Source organism: Streptomyces sp. NPDC020884 (assembly GCF_044333935.1).
Lineage (GTDB): Bacteria > Actinomycetota > Actinomycetes > Streptomycetales > Streptomycetaceae > Streptomyces.
Window position 1 is genome coordinate 454,381 of sequence record NZ_JBIRRY010000002.1, and the last position, 19,367, is coordinate 473,747.

The 19,367-nt window shown below is 69.6% G+C and carries 20 protein-coding genes; 3 read left to right on the top strand and 17 right to left on the bottom strand.

The features are described 5' to 3' along the window. Positions 1-93 precede the first annotated feature (93 nt). The 3 genes from ACH4UK_RS08820 to ACH4UK_RS08830 all read left to right on the top strand — a co-directional run bounded on the left by ACH4UK_RS08820 (position 94) and on the right by ACH4UK_RS08830 (position 3,978). A complete protein-coding gene (locus ACH4UK_RS08820) occupies positions 94-1,293 on the top strand; it encodes a histidine kinase (RefSeq protein ID WP_398355332.1) in 1,200 nt (399 codons plus the stop codon). Further along, positions 1,290-1,940, top strand: coding sequence for a response regulator (locus tag ACH4UK_RS08825; RefSeq protein ID WP_398355333.1), 651 nt, complete (start codon positions 1,290-1,292; stop codon positions 1,938-1,940). Before ACH4UK_RS08820 ends, ACH4UK_RS08825 begins: the two co-directional genes overlap by 4 nt. Positions 1,941-2,106: 166 nt before the next feature. Next, complete coding sequence (locus ACH4UK_RS08830) at positions 2,107-3,978, top strand: glycosyl hydrolase family 18 protein (protein WP_398355334.1); 1,872 nt, start codon at positions 2,107-2,109, stop codon at positions 3,976-3,978. Between the two features lie 117 nt (positions 3,979-4,095). On the opposite strand, the gene ACH4UK_RS08835 is transcribed toward ACH4UK_RS08830, so the two are convergent. The 17 genes from ACH4UK_RS08835 to rpmE form a co-directional block, all read right to left on the bottom strand. Continuing rightward, on the bottom strand, positions 4,096-4,542 hold the full coding sequence (locus ACH4UK_RS08835) for a DUF2550 domain-containing protein (protein ID WP_056702475.1): 447 nt from the start codon (positions 4,540-4,542) through the stop codon (positions 4,096-4,098). 133 nt (positions 4,543-4,675) lie between these two features. Next, the gene (locus tag ACH4UK_RS08840) at positions 4,676-5,050 is read right to left on the bottom strand and encodes a F0F1 ATP synthase subunit epsilon (RefSeq protein ID WP_364953936.1); all 375 of its coding nucleotides are present in this window, start codon (positions 5,048-5,050) and stop codon (positions 4,676-4,678) included. A 109-nt stretch (positions 5,051-5,159) separates the two neighbouring features. Beyond that, the gene (atpD, locus tag ACH4UK_RS08845) at positions 5,160-6,602 is read right to left on the bottom strand and encodes a F0F1 ATP synthase subunit beta (RefSeq protein ID WP_398355335.1); all 1,443 of its coding nucleotides are present in this window, start codon (positions 6,600-6,602) and stop codon (positions 5,160-5,162) included. Further along, entirely contained in the window at positions 6,602-7,519 is a 918-nt protein-coding gene (locus ACH4UK_RS08850) for a F0F1 ATP synthase subunit gamma (protein WP_398355336.1), read from the bottom strand. The genes atpD and ACH4UK_RS08850 overlap by 1 nt, the downstream gene beginning before the upstream one ends. Positions 7,520-7,522: 3 nt before the next feature. After that, positions 7,523-9,094 (bottom strand): F0F1 ATP synthase subunit alpha, encoded by a 1,572-nt coding sequence (gene atpA / locus ACH4UK_RS08855; protein WP_398355337.1) that lies wholly within the window; start codon positions 9,092-9,094, stop codon positions 7,523-7,525. Positions 9,095-9,225: 131 nt separating this feature from the next. After that, positions 9,226-10,041: a F0F1 ATP synthase subunit delta gene (locus ACH4UK_RS08860; RefSeq protein WP_398355338.1), complete on the bottom strand. Its 816-nt coding sequence runs from the start codon at positions 10,039-10,041 to the stop codon at positions 9,226-9,228. Continuing rightward, on the bottom strand, positions 10,038-10,574 hold the full coding sequence (locus ACH4UK_RS08865; RefSeq protein ID WP_398355339.1) for a F0F1 ATP synthase subunit B: 537 nt from the start codon (positions 10,572-10,574) through the stop codon (positions 10,038-10,040). Before ACH4UK_RS08865 ends, ACH4UK_RS08860 begins: the two co-directional genes overlap by 4 nt. 41 nt (positions 10,575-10,615) lie before the next feature. Further along, positions 10,616-10,846 carry an ATP synthase F0 subunit C gene (gene atpE, locus ACH4UK_RS08870; RefSeq protein WP_007447723.1) on the bottom strand — a complete coding sequence of 77 codons (231 nt, stop codon included), beginning with the start codon at positions 10,844-10,846 and terminating at the stop codon, positions 10,616-10,618. Positions 10,847-10,934: 88 nt separating this feature from the next. Further along, entirely contained in the window at positions 10,935-11,768 is an 834-nt protein-coding gene (gene atpB / locus ACH4UK_RS08875; protein WP_398355340.1) for a F0F1 ATP synthase subunit A, read from the bottom strand. A 201-nt stretch (positions 11,769-11,969) separates the two neighbouring features. Then, complete coding sequence (locus tag ACH4UK_RS08880) at positions 11,970-12,410, bottom strand: hypothetical protein (RefSeq protein WP_398355341.1); 441 nt, start codon at positions 12,408-12,410, stop codon at positions 11,970-11,972. Between the two features lie 267 nt (positions 12,411-12,677). Then, complete coding sequence (locus tag ACH4UK_RS08885; RefSeq protein ID WP_398355342.1) at positions 12,678-14,084, bottom strand: MraY family glycosyltransferase; 1,407 nt, start codon at positions 14,082-14,084, stop codon at positions 12,678-12,680. An 84-nt stretch (positions 14,085-14,168) separates the two neighbouring features. Next, positions 14,169-15,449 (bottom strand): serine hydroxymethyltransferase, encoded by a 1,281-nt coding sequence (gene glyA / locus ACH4UK_RS08890; protein ID WP_398355343.1) that lies wholly within the window; start codon positions 15,447-15,449, stop codon positions 14,169-14,171. A gap of 149 nt (positions 15,450-15,598) precedes the next feature. Continuing rightward, positions 15,599-16,240, bottom strand: coding sequence for a low molecular weight phosphatase family protein (locus ACH4UK_RS08895; RefSeq protein WP_006127583.1), 642 nt, complete (start codon positions 16,238-16,240; stop codon positions 15,599-15,601). Continuing rightward, positions 16,237-16,884, bottom strand: coding sequence for an L-threonylcarbamoyladenylate synthase (locus ACH4UK_RS08900; RefSeq protein WP_032763084.1), 648 nt, complete (start codon positions 16,882-16,884; stop codon positions 16,237-16,239). Before ACH4UK_RS08900 ends, ACH4UK_RS08895 begins: the two co-directional genes overlap by 4 nt. Positions 16,885-16,936: 52 nt before the next feature. Next, the gene (gene prmC, locus ACH4UK_RS08905) at positions 16,937-17,782 is read right to left on the bottom strand and encodes a peptide chain release factor N(5)-glutamine methyltransferase (RefSeq protein WP_050360399.1); all 846 of its coding nucleotides are present in this window, start codon (positions 17,780-17,782) and stop codon (positions 16,937-16,939) included. Positions 17,783-17,828: 46 nt separating this feature from the next. Next, positions 17,829-18,905 carry a peptide chain release factor 1 gene (prfA, locus tag ACH4UK_RS08910; RefSeq protein WP_398355344.1) on the bottom strand — a complete coding sequence of 359 codons (1,077 nt, stop codon included), beginning with the start codon at positions 18,903-18,905 and terminating at the stop codon, positions 17,829-17,831. A gap of 153 nt (positions 18,906-19,058) precedes the next feature. After that, entirely contained in the window at positions 19,059-19,283 is a 225-nt protein-coding gene (gene rpmE, locus ACH4UK_RS08915) for a 50S ribosomal protein L31 (RefSeq protein ID WP_398355345.1), read from the bottom strand. Positions 19,284-19,367: the final 84 nt, after the last annotated feature.

Here is a 19,367-nt window from a genome sequence, read left to right on the forward strand (position 1 = left end):
GGCAGTGACGAAACGGGACTGCATCCTTCGATGTAGCCGCGCATCGGCCCCTGAAGGGAGGCCCGGCGGCGGTGCTGCGTGTTGGATGGAGGGGTGCTCACCGCCCTCCGCCCCCACCGCGACGACGTCGCCCTCGCCGCCTCCGGGCTGCTCGGGGGGCTGCTCCTGTGGCTGCTCGGCCTGCACACCCAGGTCGGCCGCCCCTTCGCCGCACCCTGGATGGCCCTCGTACCGCTGACGGTGATGGCCGCGATGGAGCTGCTGCGCCGCAGCGCCCCGCAGACGGCCCTGGTCGTCGGCACCCTCGCGGTGGTCGCGGACCAGTTCACCCGCGGCAGCCTGGCGACCATCCTGATGTTCACGGACGTCATGTACGCGGCCGTGCTCTACGGGACCCCGGCCGCGGCCCGCCGGATCCCGGTGACCACGCTCCTGGTCACCGTCGCGAGCACGATCGGCTTCCTGGCCTGGTTCCGCAGACCCGAGGCGCTGCTGATCGGCGTCGTCACGGGGCTGATCTCCTTCCTGCCCGCCATCACCGGCGTCGTCGTGCGCAACCACCGCGTCGCCGCCGAGGCCGCCCGGCTGGCAGCCCGCCAGACCGCGCGGCTCGCCGAGATGGACCGGACGCAGGCGGTGGTCGCCGAGCGCGCCCGGATGGCCCGGGAGCTGCACGACATGGTGGCCAACCACCTCTCCGCCGTGGCGATCCACTCCACGGCGGCCCTGTCCATCGACGACCCGGACACCTCGCGGAACGCGCTGAAGGTGATCCGGGAGAACAGCGTCGAGGGGCTCGCGGAGATGCGCCGGCTGATCGGGCTGCTGCGGGAGGGCGGCGAGGACGACGCCCCGGCAGCGGCCCCGACGCTCGCGTCCCTGGACGCCCTGGTCGAGCAGACGAACGTCAACGGGGCTTCCAGCGGCCTCGTCTGCACCCTGGAGGACACCCGGGCCCCGGGGGCCGACGCGCTGCCGACGCCCGTCGAGCTGGCCGCGTACCGGATCGTGCAGGAGTCCTTGACCAATGCCCTCAAGCACGCGGCGCCGGGCCCGGTCACCGTACGGCTCGCCCACCCGGAGGGGGCGCTGAGAGTGGAGGTGACCAGCGTGTTCGGGAGCCGTCCGGGGCCCACGGCGCCGGGTTCCGGGGCGGGCCTGGTGGGCATGCGGGAGCGGGTCGCGCTGCTCGGCGGGACGTTTCGGGCCGCGGCCGAGCCGGACGGCGACGACCACAAGATCTGGCGGGTGCGGGCCGAACTGCCCGTGACGGAGAGGACGATGCGGGAATGACGATCCGGGTACTGGTCGCGGAGGACCAGTCGGCAGTGCGCGCGGGGCTGGTGCTGATCCTCGGCAGCGCGCCGGACATCGAGGTCGTCGCAGAGGCGGGGGACGGTGAGGCGGCGGTGCGCCTGGCACGTGAACTCCGCCCGGACCTGGTGCTGATGGATGTGCAGATGCCCCGGCTGGACGGGGTCGCGGCGACCCGGCAGGTGGTCGCCGAGGAGCTCGCGGACGTCCTCGTGCTGACCACGTTCGACCTGGACGAGTACGTCTTCGGGGCGCTGCGCGCGGGGGCGTCCGGCTTCCTGCTGAAGAACACCGACGCCCGCGATCTGCTGGAGGCGGTACGGACGGTGGCGCGCGGCGAGGGGCTGATCGCCCCGGCCGTGACCCGCCGGCTGATCGCGGAGTTCGCCGGGGCGACATCCGTACGCGGCCGGGGGGCCGCCGATCCGGCGGTGCTGGACGCGCTCACCCGGCGCGAACGCGAGGTGCTGGGGTGTCTGGGCGAGGGGTTGTCGAACGCGGAGATCGCGCTGCGCCTCTCGATGGCCGAGGCCACGGTGAAGACCCATGTCAGCAGGCTGCTGGGGAAGCTGGAGCTGCGCAGCCGGGTCCAGGCGGCCGTTCTGGCCCAGGAGTTGGGGATCTGATCGGGTACCCGATCTTTGGTCCAGACCTCTTGACGGTTGGTCCAGACCTTTCTACTGTCACCGAACACACACTGCGGTGAGTACGAGAGCACCCGTACTCAGGGCGGCGCAGGGTTTGCAGTCCACGAATTACCCCCGTTTGTTGGACCTCACCCGAGGAGCACCGTTGAGCACTGAATCCCCCAGACGCCGTTCCAGATTCAGATGGATCCCCACCCCGAGCGGCAGATCCAAGGTCGTCGCGGCCCTGACCGCGCTCGTCGTGCCACTGGCCGCGATGGTCACGCTCGCCTCCCCCGCATCGGCGGCCGCGTCGGCCACCGCCACGTACACCAAGAAGTCGGACTGGGGCACCGGCTTCGAGGGCCAGTGGACGGTGAAGAACACCGGCACCACCGCGCTCTCCTCCTGGACCATCGAGTGGGACTTCCCCTCGGGCACCTCGGCCGGCTCCGCATGGGACGCCACCGTCACCAGCAGCGGCAACCACTGGACCGCCAAGAACCTGTCCTGGAACGGGACCGTGGCCCCCGGCGCCAGCATCAGCTTCGGCTTCAACGGCACCGGCTCCGGCTCCCCCTCGGGCTGCAAGCTGAACGGCGCCTCCTGTGACGGCGGCAGCGTGCCGGGCGACAACCCGCCCTCCGCTCCCGGCGCCCCCACCACCAGCGGTGTCACCGACACCTCGGTGAAGCTCAGCTGGAGCGCCGCGACGGACGACAACGGCGTCAAGAACTACGACGTCCTGCGGGACGGCGCGAAGGTCGCCACGGTCACCGGCACCACGTACACCAACACCGGCCTGACCGCGGGCACCGACTACTCCTACGCCGTGCAGGCCCGGGACACCGCCGACCAGACCGGCCCGGTGTCCGGCTCCGTCTCCGTGCGCACCACCGGTGGCGGCGGCGAGCCGCCCGTCGGTGAGAAGATCAACCTGGGCTACTTCACCAACTGGGGCGTCTACGGGCGCAACTACCACGTCAAGAACCTGGTGACGTCCGGCTCGGCCGCGAAGATCACGCACATCAACTACGCCTTCGGCAACGTGCAGAACGGCAAGTGCACCATCGGCGACTCGTACGCCGACTACGACAAGGCGTACACCGCCGACCAGTCCGTCGACGGCGTCGCCGACACCTGGGACCAGCCGCTGCGCGGCAACTTCAACCAGCTGCGCAAGCTGAAGGCCAAGTACCCGCACATCAAGGTCCTCTGGTCGTTCGGCGGCTGGACCTGGTCCGGCGGATTCCCCCAGGCCGCGCAGAACCCCGCCGCCTTCGCCCAGTCCTGCTACGACCTGGTCGAGGACCCCCGCTGGGCCGATGTCTTCGACGGCATCGACCTCGACTGGGAGTACCCCAACGCCTGCGGTCTCACCTGTGACACCAGCGGACCGGCCGCGCTGAAGAACATGGCCTCCGCCATGCGGGCGAAGTTCGGCGCGAACAACCTGGTCACCGCCGCCATCACCGCGGACGGCTCGGCCGGCGGCAAGATCGACGCCGCCGACTACGCGGGCGCCGCCCAGTCCATGGACTGGTACAACGTGATGACGTACGACTTCTTCGGCGCCTGGGCGGCCCAGGGCCCGACCGCCCCGCACTCACCGCTGAACCCCTACACGGGCATCCCGCAGGACGGCTTCACCTCCGCCGACGCCATCGCCAAGCTGAAGGCGCAGGGCGTCCCGGCCAAGAAGCTGCTCCTGGGCATCGGCTTCTACGGCCGCGGCTGGACCGGCGTCACCCAGTCCGCCCCCGGCGGCACGGCGACCGGCGCGGCCCCGGGCACGTACGAGGCGGGCATCGAGGACTACAAGGTCCTCAAGAGCTCCTGCCCGGCCACCGGCACCATCGCCGGCACCGCGTACGCCCACTGCGGCACCAACTGGTGGAGCTACGACACCCCGGCCACCATCGGCTCCAAGATGACCTGGGCGAAGAACCAGGGCCTGGGAGGCGCGTTCTTCTGGGAGTTCTCCGGTGACACCACCAACGGCGAACTGGTGAGCGCGATCAACAGCGGTCTCCAGTAGTCCCCACGCCGCCGTAACACCGCACCACCCCGGAAAAGCACCGGGGAGACGGGTCCGCCCCCCGTCTCCCCGGTTTTTCGCTGTGTACGCGTACGTTCGCGCCGTGTACGCGCTCCGCTACGCGACGTTGACCCTCTGGCCGGGCGGCGCCGCCTCCAGCCAGGCGAGGAAGCCGGTCAGGGCGTCCTCGCTCATCGCCAGCTCCAGGCGCGTCCCCCGGTGGAGACAGCCGAGCACGACGGAGTCGGACAGGAGCGCCAGCTCCTCCTCGCCCTCCGGCAGCCGGCGGGCGATCACCTCGATCGCAGAACGCTCCAGGCCCCGGCGGGGGCGAGGAGCGTAGGAGAAGACCCGGAACCAGTCGACGCGGTCACCGCTGTAGCGGGCGACCCCGTACACCCAGCCTTTGCCGAGAGCATCGGGTTCCTCCGACACGTCCCAGCGCAGGCTGCAGTCGAAGGTCCCTCCGGACCGCTGGATCAGCCGCCTGCGCAGGCCGAAGACGAACAGTCCCAACAGGACCGTGACGATGACGGACGCGCCCACCCACAACGCGAGGACCATCTCCACCGACCTCCTCGCATCGTCGAGTAACGAACACCGAAACCGTATTGCACCTGCATCGCCTCAGCCGCGACACGGCTGGATTGCTCCAGCTCGGGCCGCGGCTGAGTAAAAACATCTGTCAGTGGGGGTGCTAGCGCACCGCCACCGCACGCAGTCGTACGTCGGCGCGCCGCTGGGCAGCGGCGTCCACGTCCGACTTCGCGAGCTCCAGCGCCCGCTCGGCGCGCTCGACATCGATCTCGTCGGCCAGCTCGGCGATCTCGGCCAGCAGCGACAGCTTGTCGTCCGCGAACGAGATGAATCCGCCGTGCACGGCGGCGATCACGGTGCCGCCCTCACTCGTGCGGATCGTCACCGGGCCCGATTCCAGCACACCGAGAAGCGGCTGGTGACCGGGCATGACGCCGATGTCGCCGGACGTGGTGCGCGCGACGACCAGGGTGGCCTCGCCGGACCAGACACTTCGGTCAGCGGCGACCAGCTCGACATGCAGCTCAGCAGCCAAGGGTGGCTCCTCGGGTCACCACCCGGCCGCCCGGCCGGGTGTTGGGTCAATTCTACGGGGCGTGGTGAGGGGGGCGGGACACACCCACCCCCCTCGGTGAGCCGGAGGCTCAGGAGACGCCGAGCTCCTTGGCGTTGGCCTTGAGGTCCTCAATGCCACCGCACATGAAGAACGCCTGCTCGGGGAAGTGGTCGTAGTCCCCGTCGCAGATCGCGTTGAACGCGGAGATCGACTCGTCGAGCGGCACGTCCGAACCGTCCAGGCCGGTGAACTGCTTGGCGGCGTGGGTGTTCTGCGACAGGAAGCGCTCGACGCGACGGGCACGGTGGACAACGAGCTTGTCCTCCTCGCCCAGCTCGTCGATACCGAGGATCGCGATGATGTCCTGGAGGTCCTTGTACTTCTGCAGGATCCCCTTGACGCGGCTGGCCGTGTCGTAGTGCTCCTGCGTGATGTAACGCGGGTCCAGGATGCGGGACGTCGAGTCCAGCGGGTCCACGGCCGGGTAGATGCCCTTCTCGGAGATCGGACGGGAGAGAACCGTCGTCGCGTCGAGGTGGGCGAACGTGGTGGCCGGGGCCGGGTCGGTCAGGTCGTCCGCGGGGACGTAGATCGCCTGCATCGAGGTGATCGAGTGACCACGCGTCGAGGTGATGCGCTCCTGGAGCACACCCATCTCGTCGGCCAGGGTCGGCTGGTAACCCACCGCGGACGGCATGCGGCCGAGCAGCGTGGAGACCTCGGAGCCGGCCTGCGTGAAGCGGAAGATGTTGTCGATGAAGAGCAGCACGTCCTGCTTCTGCACATCGCGGAAGTACTCCGCCATGGTCAGGGCGGACAGGGCCACGCGCAGACGCGTGCCCGGCGGCTCGTCCATCTGGCCGAAGACGAGCGCGGTCTTCTCCAGAACGCCCGACTCGGTCATCTCGTCGATGAGGTCGTTGCCCTCACGGGTGCGCTCGCCGACACCGGCGAACACCGACACACCGTCGTGCAGCTTCGCCACACGCATGATCATTTCCTGGATGAGGACCGTCTTGCCGACGCCCGCACCACCGAACAGACCGATCTTGCCGCCCTTGACGTACGGGGTCAGCAGGTCGACGACCTTCAGGCCGGTCTCGAACATCTCGGTCTTGGACTCGAGCTGGTCGAAGGCCGGGGCCTTGCGGTGGATCGGCCAGCGCTCGGTGATCTGCGCCTCGGCCTCCGGCTCGTTCAGGATCTGACCGAGGGTGTTGAACACCTTGCCCTTGGTGATGTCACCGACGGGAACGGTGATGCCCGCGCCCGTGTCGGTCACCGCGGCCTGGCGGACCAGACCGTCGGTGGGCTGCATCGAGATCGCGCGGACCACGCCGTCACCCAGGTGCTGGGCGACCTCGAGGGTCAGCGTCTTGCGGGCGCCGTCCTCGGCGGGGTCGGCGACCTCGACGTGGAGGGCGTTGTAGATCTCCGGCATCGCGTCGACGGGGAACTCCACGTCGACGACCGGGCCGATGACCCGGGCGACGCGGCCCGTGGCAGCGGCCGTCTCAACAGCGGTGGTCATTACTTGTCACTCCCCGCGGTCGCGTCGGCCAGAGCACTGGCACCGCCGACGATCTCGCTGATTTCCTGGGTGATTTCGGCCTGGCGGGCCGCGTTGGCAAGCCGGGACAGGCTCTTGATGAGGTCCCCGGCGTTGTCGGTGGCCGACTTCATCGCGCGACGGCGGGCAGCGTGCTCGGAAGCGGCTGCCTGCAGCAGTGCGTTGTAGATGCGGCTCTCGACGTAGCGCGGCAGAAGGGCGTCGAGGACGTCCTCGGCCGACGGCTCGAAGTCGAACAGCGGCAGGATCTCACCCTTGCGGGTGCTCTCCTCGGCCACCTCGTCGAGCGAAAGCGGCAGCATCCGGGCGTCGACCGCGTTCTGCGTCATCATCGACACGAATTCCGTGAAGACGATGTGCAGCTCGTCGACGCCGCCCTCGGCCGTGTCCTTCTGAAGGGCCTCGATCAACGGACCGGCGACGCTCTTGGCATCGGCGTACGCCGGGTTGTCGGTGAAGCCGGTCCAGGAGTCCTCGACCTTGCGCTCGCGGAAGCCGTAGTACGCGACACCCTTGCGGCCGACGATGTACGTGTCGACCTCCTTGCCCTCGGAGGCAAGGCGCTCCCGCAGTCGCTCCGCGGCCTTGATGGCGTTGGAGGAGTAGCCGCCGGCCAGACCGCGGTCGCTCGTGACGAGCAGGACCGCGGCGCGGGTCGGGGCTTCGACCTCGGTGGTGAGCGGGTGCTTGGCGTCGGAGCCGGTCGCCACCGCGGTCACCGCACGGGTGAGCTCGGTCGCGTACGGCTTGGATGCCGCCACCTTGCGCTGCGCCTTGACGATACGCGAGGCGGCGATCATTTCCATCGCCTTGGTGATCTTCTTGGTCGCGGTGACGGCTTGGATGCGGCGCTTGTAAACGCGAAGCTGAGCGCCCATCGATCAGCCCTCGCCCAGAAGCTTGCCGTCCGAGGTCTCGAACTGCTGCTTGAAGGCGGCAATCGCGTCGGCGATCGACTGCAGCGTGTCGTCGGACATCTTGCCGCCCTCGGCGATGCTGGTCAGGAGGTCCTTGCGCTCACGGCGCAGGTACTCCAGCAGCTCGCCCTCGAAGCGGCGGATGTCCTCGACCGGGACCTCGTCCATCTTGCCCGTGGTGCCGGCCCAGACCGAGACGACCTGCTCCTCCATCGGGAACGGGGCGTACTGCGGCTGCTTCAGCAGCTCGACCATGCGCTTACCGCGCTCCAGGGAGGCCTTCGAGGCCGCGTCCAGGTCGGAACCGAAGGCGGCGAACGCCTCCAGCTCGCGGTACTGGGCGAGGTCCACGCGAAGCCGGCCGGAGACCTGCTTCATGGCCTTGTGCTGGGCGGAGCCACCGACACGGGAGACCGAGATACCGACGTTGAGCGCCGGACGCTGACCCGCGTTGAACAGGTCGGACTCCAGGAAGCACTGGCCGTCGGTGATGGAGATGACGTTGGTCGGAATGAACGCCGACACGTCGTTCGCCTTGGTCTCGACGATCGGGAGGCCCGTCATCGAACCGGCGCCCATGTCGTCGGAGAGCTTGGCGCAGCGCTCCAGCAGACGCGAGTGCAGGTAGAAGACGTCACCCGGGTAGGCCTCACGGCCCGGCGGGCGGCGCAGCAGCAGGGACACCGCGCGGTAGGCGTCGGCCTGCTTCGAGAGGTCGTCGAAGATGATCAGGACGTGCTTGCCCTGGTACATCCAGTGCTGGCCGATGGCCGAACCGGTGTACGGCGCCAGGTACTTGAAGCCGGCCGGGTCGGACGCCGGGGCGGCGACGATGGTCGTGTACTCCAGCGCACCGGCCTCTTCGAGCGCACCACGCACGGAGGCGATGGTGGAACCCTTCTGACCGATGGCGACGTAGATGCAGCGCACCTGCTTGTTCACGTCGCCCGAGCGCCAGTTGTCGCGCTGGTTGATGATCGTGTCGACGGCCAGAGCGGTCTTACCCGTCTGACGGTCGCCGATGATCAGCTGACGCTGGCCGCGGCCGATCGGCACCATGGCGTCGACGGCCTTGTAGCCGGTCTGCATCGGCTCGTGCACCGACTTGCGGACCATGACGCCAGGGGCCTGCAGCTCGAGGGCGCGGCGGCTGTCGGTCGCGATCTCGCCGAGACCGTCGATCGGCTGGCCGAGCGGGTCGACGACGCGGCCGAGGTAACCCTCGCCGACGCCGACGGAGAGCACCTCACCGGTGCGCTGCACCGGCTGGCCCTCCTCGATGCCGCTGAACTCGCCGAGGACGATGGCACCGATCTCGCGCTCCTCGAGGTTGAGGGCGAGACCGAGGGTGCCGTCCTCGAACTTCAGCAGCTCGTTAGCCATGGCGGAGGGCAGGCCCTCCACCTTCGCGATGCCGTCGCCGGCCACGCTGACCGTACCGACCTCCTCGCGCGAGGCCGCGTCCGGCTTGTACGACTGGACAAAGTTCTCCAGCGCATCCCGGATCTCCTCCGGCCGGATCGTGAGCTCCGCCATCTGGGTTCCCTGCTCTCCTTGTTGGGCCCGAAGTTTCTTAAGGGGGTCTGGGGGCCGACCCCCAGGAATCTTCTGCAATTTCTGCACGGCCCAACCGGGCCGCTGGTCTTGCTTGTTCTGTTGCGCTGAGGTCAGCCGGCCATGCGCCGGGTCGCCTCTTCGAGGCGCTCCGCGACGGTGCCGTTGATGATCTCGTCACCGACGCGCACCGAGATCCCGCCGAGGACCGCGGGGTCCACGTCCAGGTTCAGGTGCATCTGCCGGCCGTAGAGCTTCGCCAGGGCATCGCCCAGACGCTGCTTCTGCCGGTCGCTGAGCGGCACCGCCGAGGTGACGACGGCGACCATCCGGTCCCGGCGCTCCGCGGCGAGCTTGGACAGCGAGTCCAGCCCTGCTTCCAGGCTACGTCCACGGGGCTGGGTGACCAGGCGGACGATGATCCGCTCGGTGACCGGCTGCGCCTTGCCGCCGAGCAGGCTGCGGAGCAGCTCGCCCTTGGCGGACGCCGTGGCCGTACGGCTGGTGAGCGCGGAACGCAGCTCCGGGTCGGAGCCGACGATCCGGCCGAACCGGAACAGCTCGTCCTCGACGTCGTCGAGGACGTCGCCGCGCTGGGCCGCGGTGAGGTCTGCGGTGTTCGCCAGCTCCTCGACCGAGTCCACCAGGTCACGCGACTGCGACCAGCGGGACCGGACCAGTCCGGAGACCAGGTCGACGGTCTCGCCGCCCACCTGGCCGCTGAGCAGGCGGGTGGCCAGCTCGGCCTTGCTCTCGCCGCTCTGGGCCGGGTCGGTGAGGACCCGGCGCAGCGATACTTCGCGGTGGAGCAGCGCGGTGACCGATGCCAGCTCCTCGGCGAGCTTCGCCGCGTCGACCGACGTGTTGTCGGTCAGCGCGTCGAGACGCTCGCGTGCGGCGGCCAGCGCTTCGCGGCTCGCACCGTTCATCGGACGGCCTCGGCCTTCGCCTCGAGCTCGTCGAGGAAACGGTCGACGGTGCCGCTCTGCCGGGCGTGGTCCTCGAGGGACTCGCCGACGAGCTTGCCGGCCAGGGTGGTGGCGAGCGTGCCCACGTCCTGACGCAGCGCCGAGGCCGCGGCCTTGCGGTCGGCCTCGATCTGGGTGTGGCCGGCGGCGATGATCTCTTCGCGCTGCCGCTGACCTTCCGCCTTCATCTCCTGGATGATGACGGCACCCTGCTCCTGCGCCTCCTGGCGCAGACGGGCGGCCTCGTGGCGGGCCTCGGCGAGCTGAGCCTTGTACTGCTCAAGAACGCTCTGGGCCTCGGTCTGAGCCGCTTCGGCCTTCTCGATGCCACCTTCGATCGCCTCGCGACGCTCGTCCAGGGCCTTGTTGATGGCCGGGAGGAGCTTCTTGTAGAAGACGAAGAAGACAATGCTGAAGCAGATCAGGCCGATGACAATCTCGGGCCAGACCGGAAACAGCGGTGACTGCGGCTCCTCAGCTGCCAGATGCAACATGGTGGACCTTTCGTCGAAAACGTATCGTCAGGTCGCCTGGACTACTTCGGGTAGATGAAGGGCGCGACGAAGCCGATCAGGGCCAGGGCCTCGATGACGGCGAAGCCGAGCAGCATGTTCTGGCGGATGAGGCCGGCAGCCTCGGGCTGGCGGGCGATGGCCTGCACGCCGTTACCGAAGATGATGCCGATGCCGACGCCGGGGCCGATCGCCGCGAGGCCGTAACCGATGGTGCCGATGTTGCCCGTGACGGCTGCGAGAGTCTCAGACATTGATCTGTGATTCCTTCTCTTGAGTGGCCGGTGGAGAGTGCATCCACCGAACGTCTAGGGGGTGTGTCCGGGTGGTGGCCCGGTGTCCTCAGTGCGCTTCTTCGAGCGCCTGGGACAAGTACGTGGCGGTCAGCACGGTGAACACGTATGCCTGGAGCGCCTGGATGAACATCTCGAAGACGGTCAGGGCGAGTGTCACGGCGAACGACGCGGTGGCGTACACCGTGCCGAGCACGCTGCCGAGCATGTACCAGGTCGCGATCGTGAAGACCAGAATGAGGATGTGACCCGCGAACATGTTCGCGAAGAGTCGGACCGCCAGCGTGAAGGGGCGCACGAAGATGTTCGAGACGAACTCGATCGGCGTCAGGATCACGTAGATCGGCTTGGGCAGACCACTCGGCACACACAGGTTACGGATTCCGCCGACGAGACCGTGGTTCCGGAAGGTCACCGACATGTAGACGACCCAGACGAGCAGTGCCAGTCCGACCGGGTAGGCGATGAGCGATGACACCGGGAACTGGGCCAGCGGAATGATCGCCCAGAGGTTCATCATCCAGACGAAGAAGAACAGCGACACCAGCAGCGGGACGAACGGCTCGCCCTTCTTGCCGATGATTTCCTTGGCAATGCCCCGGTGGACGAAGTCGTAAAGGGCTTCGGCAACCAGCTGCAGCTTGCCCGGAACGACCTTGGGCTTGGAGAAGCCGGCCCAGAACAGGCTCAGGATGGCGATCGTTCCGATGATCGCCAGCAGCATCGGCTTGTTGAACTCGACCGGACCGATAGTGAAAATCGGGTCGAAGATGAACGACCACGCGCTCGGGGCTGGGAATCCGCACGAGCCCTGGAACAGGTGGCAGTCAACCTCGAAGGCGAGCGTCTGGGCGTCAGCAGTCACCAGGAGCTCCTTCTGCATGGCGCATGGATACGGCTACCTCGTTGTATCGGAGCGGCTGGCAGCCGCAGGTCGGCACCGGACTGGATTCTTACGGTGAGGAGGCGGCGGCCGGGCCCGAAGCCTCGCGATGAATCAGGCGACAGCCGTGTTGTCCGCGCCCGCAGTACCGCAACCGAGACCGGACGATAGCAGCATGTCGAACAGGGCTTTATCCCGGCCCTACTGGTCATGCTTCCCCTCAGCTCCGCCCGGGGCTTTCCGGGTCTCCGCCTCCGGATCGACGTACAGGGTCTTGCTCCTGGCGTGCAGGACGGTCTGCGTGATGATCCATGCGATCACCGAGGCGACCAGCGAGAGAGCGAAGACCTGGAGGTCGAAGAGCGTCGTGTTCCTGATGCCCATGATGAGGACGAGCAGGAGCACGAGCTGGGCCGAGTAAACCATCAGCCCCATGCCCTGGAAGAGGTGAGGCATGGCCTTGGCGACCCACTGCAGCGCCAGCTGCCCGAGGGCCATGAACAGGATGACCACCAGGCACCCGACCACAGCACCGATCGCCCCCTCGCCACCGGCGAGCAGACCGCCGACAAGCGTGGCGATGGCTCCCACCGCGGCGGTGGGCGTGGCGATGCGCAGTAGTTCGCGCATGTCGGACTGCATGGCGGAGGCTCCACTGGTCTGAGGGGAGGAATGGGGCGTCGTCATGGACGAGCGTAGGCCCGGTCCGCGAGGCGGATTTTCGGGCCAATGGACCGTCCTACTAGGGTCCTTCGGCTCCGTCACCGGGTCTCGTGAACGGTATCACAAACTATTTGATGAGGTCTTTACCTGGAAAGTGTGCCAACTGTCACACATGAGAGTTACTCCGCGCGTGTGTGCACGACAAGGCGGCGCAATGTCTGGTAATGCACCGTGAGTTCCGAATCGTCAACGCGAGGAGTCGATCGAGCGGCGATCCGGGAACCGCGATCGGGCGCCGATCGCGGTCGCGCCGTTGACGCCGGACACCCCGACCGCCACAGGGGCCCGTTCGGCGGCCTCCTCGCCCATCTGAGCGCCCTCCGTGCCCTGTTGGGCCCCGGAGGCGGCAAGGGCCGGCTCCTTGCCCTGAGCGGACGCGGGCGACTCCGGCTCCGTGTCCGCGCTCACCTCGCCGCGGCGGTAGCGCGGCGGCACGAAGCGGTTGGCCCAGTGCGGGGCGCGCGGGGTGAAGCGCGGCATCAGCAGCAGGACGAGGCCCACCGCGCTGGCCGCGATGATGACGAAGACGATCCACATCGAGGCCGAGTGCACCGAGTAGCCGACGGCGCCGAAGGCGATGAGGGCCGACCAGAAGTACATGATCAGCACGGCCCGGCTGTGCGAGTGGCCGATCTCCAGCAGCCGGTGGTGCAGGTGGCCCCGGTCGGCGGCGAACGGCGACTGGCCGTTCCAGGTGCGCCGGACGATGGCGAGGATCAGGTCGGCGGCTGGGATCGCGATGATCGTCAGCGGCAGTACCAGCGGGATGAAGACCGGGAGCATCGCGTGGGTGGCCCCGCGCTCGCTGCCCTCGAAGAAGATCTTCATGTTGTCCGGGTCGACCTGGCCGGTGACCGAGATCGCGCCCGCCGCCAGCACCAGGCCGATCAGCATCGAGCCCGAGTCGCCCATGAAGATCCGCGCCGGGTGCATGTTGTGCGGCAGGAAGCCCAGGCACATGCCCATCAGGATCGCCGCGAAGAGCGTCGCGGGGGCCGCCGCCTCGATCCCGTACCCCATCCAGAGGCGGTAGGCGTACAGGAAGAACGCCGTCGAGGCGATGCACACCATGCCCGCCGCCAGCCCGTCCAGGCCGTCGACGAAGTTGACCGCGTTGATCGTGATGACGACCAGCGCCACCGTGAGCAGCGTGCCCTGCCACTGGGTGAGGGCGACCGTGCCGACGCCGGGGATCGGCAGCCACAGGATCGTGAGCCCCTGGATGACCATGACGGCGGCGGCGATCATCTGGCCGCCGAGCTTGATCAGGGCGTCGATCTCGAACTTGTCGTCGAGGACGCCGATCAGCCAGATCAGGGCGGCGCCGGAGAGCAACGCCCGCGGCTCGTTGGAGAGCTCGAAGACGCCCTTCAGGTTGAAGAGGTGGTCGGCCACGATCAGCCCCGCGCACAGCCCGCCGAACATCGCGATCCCACCGAGCCGCGGTGTCGGCTCCCGGTGGACGTCGCGCGCACGGATCGCGGGCATCGCCCCGACCGCGATGGCGAACTTCCGCACCGGTCCGGTCAGCAGATAGGTCACCGCCGCCGTGACACAGAGCGTCAGCAGGTAATCACGCACGGGCTGCCCCACAGAATTCGCCGGCCATCTGAGCCCCACACCCTAGTCCCTGGAACAAGGACTCCACGGTACGGGAGATGGTTGCACCACCCTCGACTACCCCGGGTAGGGAGGATTGCGCAGGACCAGTTCACGGACCTCCGCCGCGATCGGGCTCACATCGCCCGGCTCCCGCACGGCCGCTCCGAACAGGGCCGCGATCCGGGCCATGTCCCCGTCGTCCATCCCCTGGGTGGTGACGGCGGCGGTGCCCAGGCGGATGCCCCGGGCGTCCCCGTACGGCAGCGCGCAGGTGTCCAGGACCACACCGGCCGCCGCCAGGCGTTCGCGGGCGGTGTGGCCGTCGACGCCGAGCGGGGCCGGGTCCGCGACCACGAGGTGGGTGTCGGTGCCGCCCGTGGTGACCTCGAAGCCCTCCGCCTCCAGGCCCGCGGCGAGCACCCGGGCGTGGGCGACGACCTGGTGCGCGTAGAGCGTGTACGCCGGTGTCTCCGCCTCCCCGAACGCGACCGCCTTCGCCGCCACCGTATGCATCTGCGCGCCGCCCTGGGTGAACGGGAACACCGCCCGGTCGACCCGCTCGGCCAGCTCCGCGCCGCACAGGATCATGCCGCCGCGCGGCCCGCGCAGCACCTTGTGCGTGGTGGCGCAGACCACATCGGCGTACGGGACCGGGCTCGGCGCCGCTCCCCCGGCGATCAGGCCCATCGGGTGGGCGGCGTCCGCGATCAGATAGGCGCCGACCTCGTCGGCGATCTCCCGGAACAGCTCGTAGTCGGGGTGGCGGGGGTAGGAGATCGAGCCGCAGACGATGGCCTTGGGACGGCGGGCGCGGGCCAGTGCACGGAGCCGGGTGTAGTCGATGAGCCCGCTCTCCGGGTCCACCCCGTAGCCGACGAAGTCGAACCAGCGGCCGGAGAAGTTGCCCGGCGCCCCGTGGGTGAGGTGGCCCCCGTACGGCAGTCCCATCGCCAGGACCGTGTCCCCGGGTCGCAGCAGCGCGGCGTAGGCGGCGAGGACGGCGGAGGAGCCGGAGTGCGGCTGGACGTTGGCGTGTTCGGCGCCGAAGAGGGCGGTGGCCCGGCGGACCGCGATGCGTTCGGCGGCGTCCGCGTGCTCGCAGCCGCCGTGGTGGCGGGCGCCCGGGTACCCCTCGGCGTACTTGTTGGCGAGGGGGGAGCCGAGGGCGGCGAGGACCGCGGGCGAGGTGAAGTTCTCGGCGGCGATCAGCTGGAGGGTGTCGGCCTGTCTGCCGGTCTCCGCGAGCAGGACCCCGGCGACCTCCGGGTCCTGGCGGAGCAGGGCGCCGAAGTCCTGGGGCAGGGCGTCGGGCGCGGGCGACACGGCTGCGGGTGCGGCGGGAGAGGTGACCGGCATGGGACGGCTCCGGGCCTGGAGGTGGGTGCGCCGGCGAGGGGTGCCGGTGTCAGCTCCAACGTACGCCGGGGCGGTGCGCTGTGCCCGCTGTCGCGGGGCGCTGTACGCCGGTCGGCGCACCGGCCCTCGGTACGGAGCGGGTGCGCCGCTCAGTGCGGGGCGCGGACGCCGGTGAGCGCGGTGACGACCGGGTCGAGGGCCTGGTTGATCTCGTCGCCGATGGAGCGGAAGAAGGTGATGGGGGCGCCGTAGGGGTCGTACACCTCGTCCGCCTCGGCGGTCGGGGCCAGCAGCCAGCCGCGCAGTGCGGCGGCGGCGCGCACCAGGGCGCGGGCGCGCTCGACGACGCCCTCGTCGCGGGGGTCGGGCAGGGTGGCCGGGTCTATGGCCCGCACCAGCCGGGTGAACTCCTTGAGCGTGAAGGTCCGCAGGCCCGCGGAGTGGCCCATGGAGATGACCTGGGCGCGGTGGTCGCGGGTGGCGGTCAGGACCAGGTCGGCGCGGATCACGTGCTCGTCCAGGAGCTCGCGGCCGACGAAGCCGCTGGCGTCCGCACCGAAGTCGGCGAGGACGACCTCGGCGTTCGCCTCCATGGGCGCGCCTTCATGGCCCCAGGTGCCGGCGCTCTCCACGATCAGGCCGCCGCTGAGCGGGTCGCCGAGGCGGTCCACCAGGGCATGGCGGGTCAGCCGCTCGGTGATCGGCGAGCGGCAGACGTTGCCGGTGCTGACGTGGAGGATGCGGAAGGTGTCGGTCCGCCCCGCTATGCCACGCCCCTCGGGGGCGGTCAATTGGCCACCTCGAGGTCGGGGACCACCTTGCGCAGCTCCTCCGCGGAGAGGGCGCCGGCGCGCAGCAGGACCGGGGTGGCGCCGGTGACGTCGACGATCGAGGACGGCACGATGCCGGGCGTCGGGCCGCCGTCGAGGTAGACGGAGACGGAGTCGCCGAGCATGCCCTGGGCCGCGTCGCAGTCCTCGGGCGAGGGGTGTCCGGTGAGGTTGGCGCTGGAGACGGCCATCGGGCCGACCTCGGTGAGGAGCTCGATGGCGACCGGGTGCAGCGGCATCCGGATGGCGACGGTGCCCCGGGTGTCGCCGAGGTCCCACTGGAGCGAGGGCTGGTGCCGGGCGACGAGGGTGAGGGCGCCGGGCCAGAAGGCGTCGACGAGCTCCCAGGCCTCCTCGGAGAAGTCGGTGACCAGGCCGTGCAGCGTGTTCGGCGAGCCGATGAGGACGGGGGTGGGCATGTTGCGGCCCCGGCCCTTGGCGTCCAGCAGGTCGGCGACGGCCTCCGAGGTGAAGGCGTCCGCACCGATCCCGTACACGGTGTCGGTGGGCAGCACGACCAGTTCGCCCCGGCGGACGGCGGATGCTGCCTCGCGCAGGCCCGTGGTCCGGTCGGTGGCGTCGTTGCAGTCGTATCGCCGAGCCATCAGCCGGCCTCCTCGGACAGGTGCGGGTACGGGTGGTGGTGCCGGGGGCCGGTCACGGCATGGCCTTGCGGGCGGTGGCGAACCGGGGCCGCTTGTTCAGGTCGGGGTGGTCGGCGGCGTCCGCCCAGCCCCGCTCCTCGGTGAAGATCCACGGCACCTGGCCGCCCTGGGTGTCGGCGTGCTCGATGACGACGAGGCCGCCGGGGCGCAGCAGGCGGTGGGCGGTGCGCTCGATGCCGCGGATGGTGTCGAGGCCGTCCTCGCCGGAGAACAGGGCCATCTCCGGGTCGTGGTCGCGGGCCTCGGGGGCGACGTACTCCCACTCGGTGAGCGGGATGTAGGGCGGGTTGGAGATCACCAGGTCGACCTGGCCGTCGAGCTCGGGAAGGGCGCTCAGGGCGTCTCCGCGGTGGACGGTGACCCTGGACCCCTCGGCGTTCTTCCGCGTCCACCTGAGGGCGTCCTCGGAGAGCTCCACGGCGTGCACCTTGGAGCGGGGGACCTCCTGTGCCATGGCGAGCGCGATGGCGCCCGATCCGGTGCACAGGTCGACGACGACGGGCTCGACGACGTCCATGGCGCGCACGGCGTCTATCGCCCAGCCGACGACCGACTCGGTCTCGGGCCGGGGCACGAAGACACCGGGTCCGACCTGGAGTTCCAGGTAGCGGAAGAAGGCGCGGCCGGTGATGTGCTGGAGGGGTTCGCGGGCCTCGCGGCGGGCGATCGTCTCCCAGTACCGGGCGTCGAAGTCGGTGTCGGGCACCGTGTGCAGCGCGCCCCGCTTCACCCCGTGGACGAAGGCCGCGAGTTCCTCGGCGTCGAATCGCGGTGAGGGGACACCGGCGTCGGCCAGCCGCTGGGTGGCCTGGGCCACCTCGGCGAGCAGCAGGTTCATCGCGGTTCTCCGTACGGGTTACGGGTGTGCGGGGCGGGCGGGTCGCTTACGCGTTGGCGAGCTTGGCGGCGGAGTCGGCGTCGACGCACGCCTGGATGACGGCGTCGAGCTCTCCGTCGAGCACCTGGTCCAAGTTGTACGCCTTGAAGCCGACGCGGTGGTCGGAGATGCGGTTTTCCGGGAAGTTGTACGTACGGATCTTCTCGGAGCGGTCGACGGTGCGGACCTGGCTGCGGCGGACGTCGGAGGCCTCCTGCTCGGCGGCCTCCTGGGCGGCGGCCAGCAGCCGGGAGCGCAGGATGCGCATGGCCTGCTCCTTGTTCTGGAGCTGGCTCTTCTCGTTCTGGCAGGAGGCGACGACGCCGGTCGGCAGGTGCGTGATGCGGACGGCGGAGTCGGTCGTGTTGACGGACTGCCCGCCGGGTCCCGAGGAGCGGTAGACGTCGATGCGCAGGTCGTTGGCGTGGATCTCGACGTCGACCTCCTCGGCCTCGGGGGTGACGAGCACGCCCGCGGCGGAGGTGTGGATGCGGCCCTGGGACTCGGTGGAGGGCACCCGCTGGACGCGGTGCACGCCGCCCTCGTACTTCATCCGGGCCCAGACGCCCTGGCCGGGCTCGGTGGCGCCGTTGCCGCCCTTGGTCTTCACGGCGACCTGGACGTCCTTGTAGCCGCCGAGCTCGGACTCGGTGGAGTCGATGATCTCGGTCTTCCAGCCGACGCGCTCGGCGTAGCGCAGATACATGCGCAGCAGGTCGCCGGCGAACAGGGCGGACTCGTCGCCGCCCGCGCCCGCCTTGATCTCCAGGAGCACGTCCTTGTCGTCGCTGGGGTCGCGCGGGACGAGGAGAAGGCGGAGCTTCTCGGTGAGCTCGTCGCGCTGCTTCTCCAGGTCCTTGACCTCGGCGGCGAAGTCGGGATCGTCCGCGGCGAACTCGCGCGCGGTCTCGATGTCCTCGCCGGTCCGCTTCCAGGCCCGGTACGTGGAGACGATCGGGGTCAGCTCCGCGTAGCGCTTGTTGAGCTTGCGCGCGTTGGCCTGGTCGGCGTGGACCGACGGGTCGGCGAGCTTCGTCTCGAGACCGGTGTGTTCACCGATCAGTTCCTCGACCGCCTCGAACATGCGGGGGCTCCTGGTGGGTTACGTCTGCGGGCCTGCTGGAGGGCGTACTGCCCGGTGGGGCGTCCGGTGGGGGTTCCCCCGGACGCCCGACCGGAAAAACGCCGGCTCCGACGCCCCCGGGAAGAGGGCGCCGAGAACCGGCGCAGTGGCTCGCTACTTGCTGGCGGAGCCGGCAGCCTTGCCGAAGCGGGCCTCGAAGCGGGCCACGCGGCCGCCGGTGTCGAGGATCTTCTGCTTACCCGTGTAGAACGGGTGGCACTCGGAGCAGACGTCGGCGCGGATGGCGCCGTTGTCGAGGGTGCTCCGGGTGGTGAACGACGCACCGCAGGTGCAGCTGACCTGGGTCTCGACGTACTCGGGGTGGATGTCGCGCTTCAAGGTGTCTCCTAGTTTCGGGAGGGCGCCGGGTCGTCCGCGCGGATTGCGCGGCCGTGAACCGGGGCCGACGTACCAGTCTGCCAG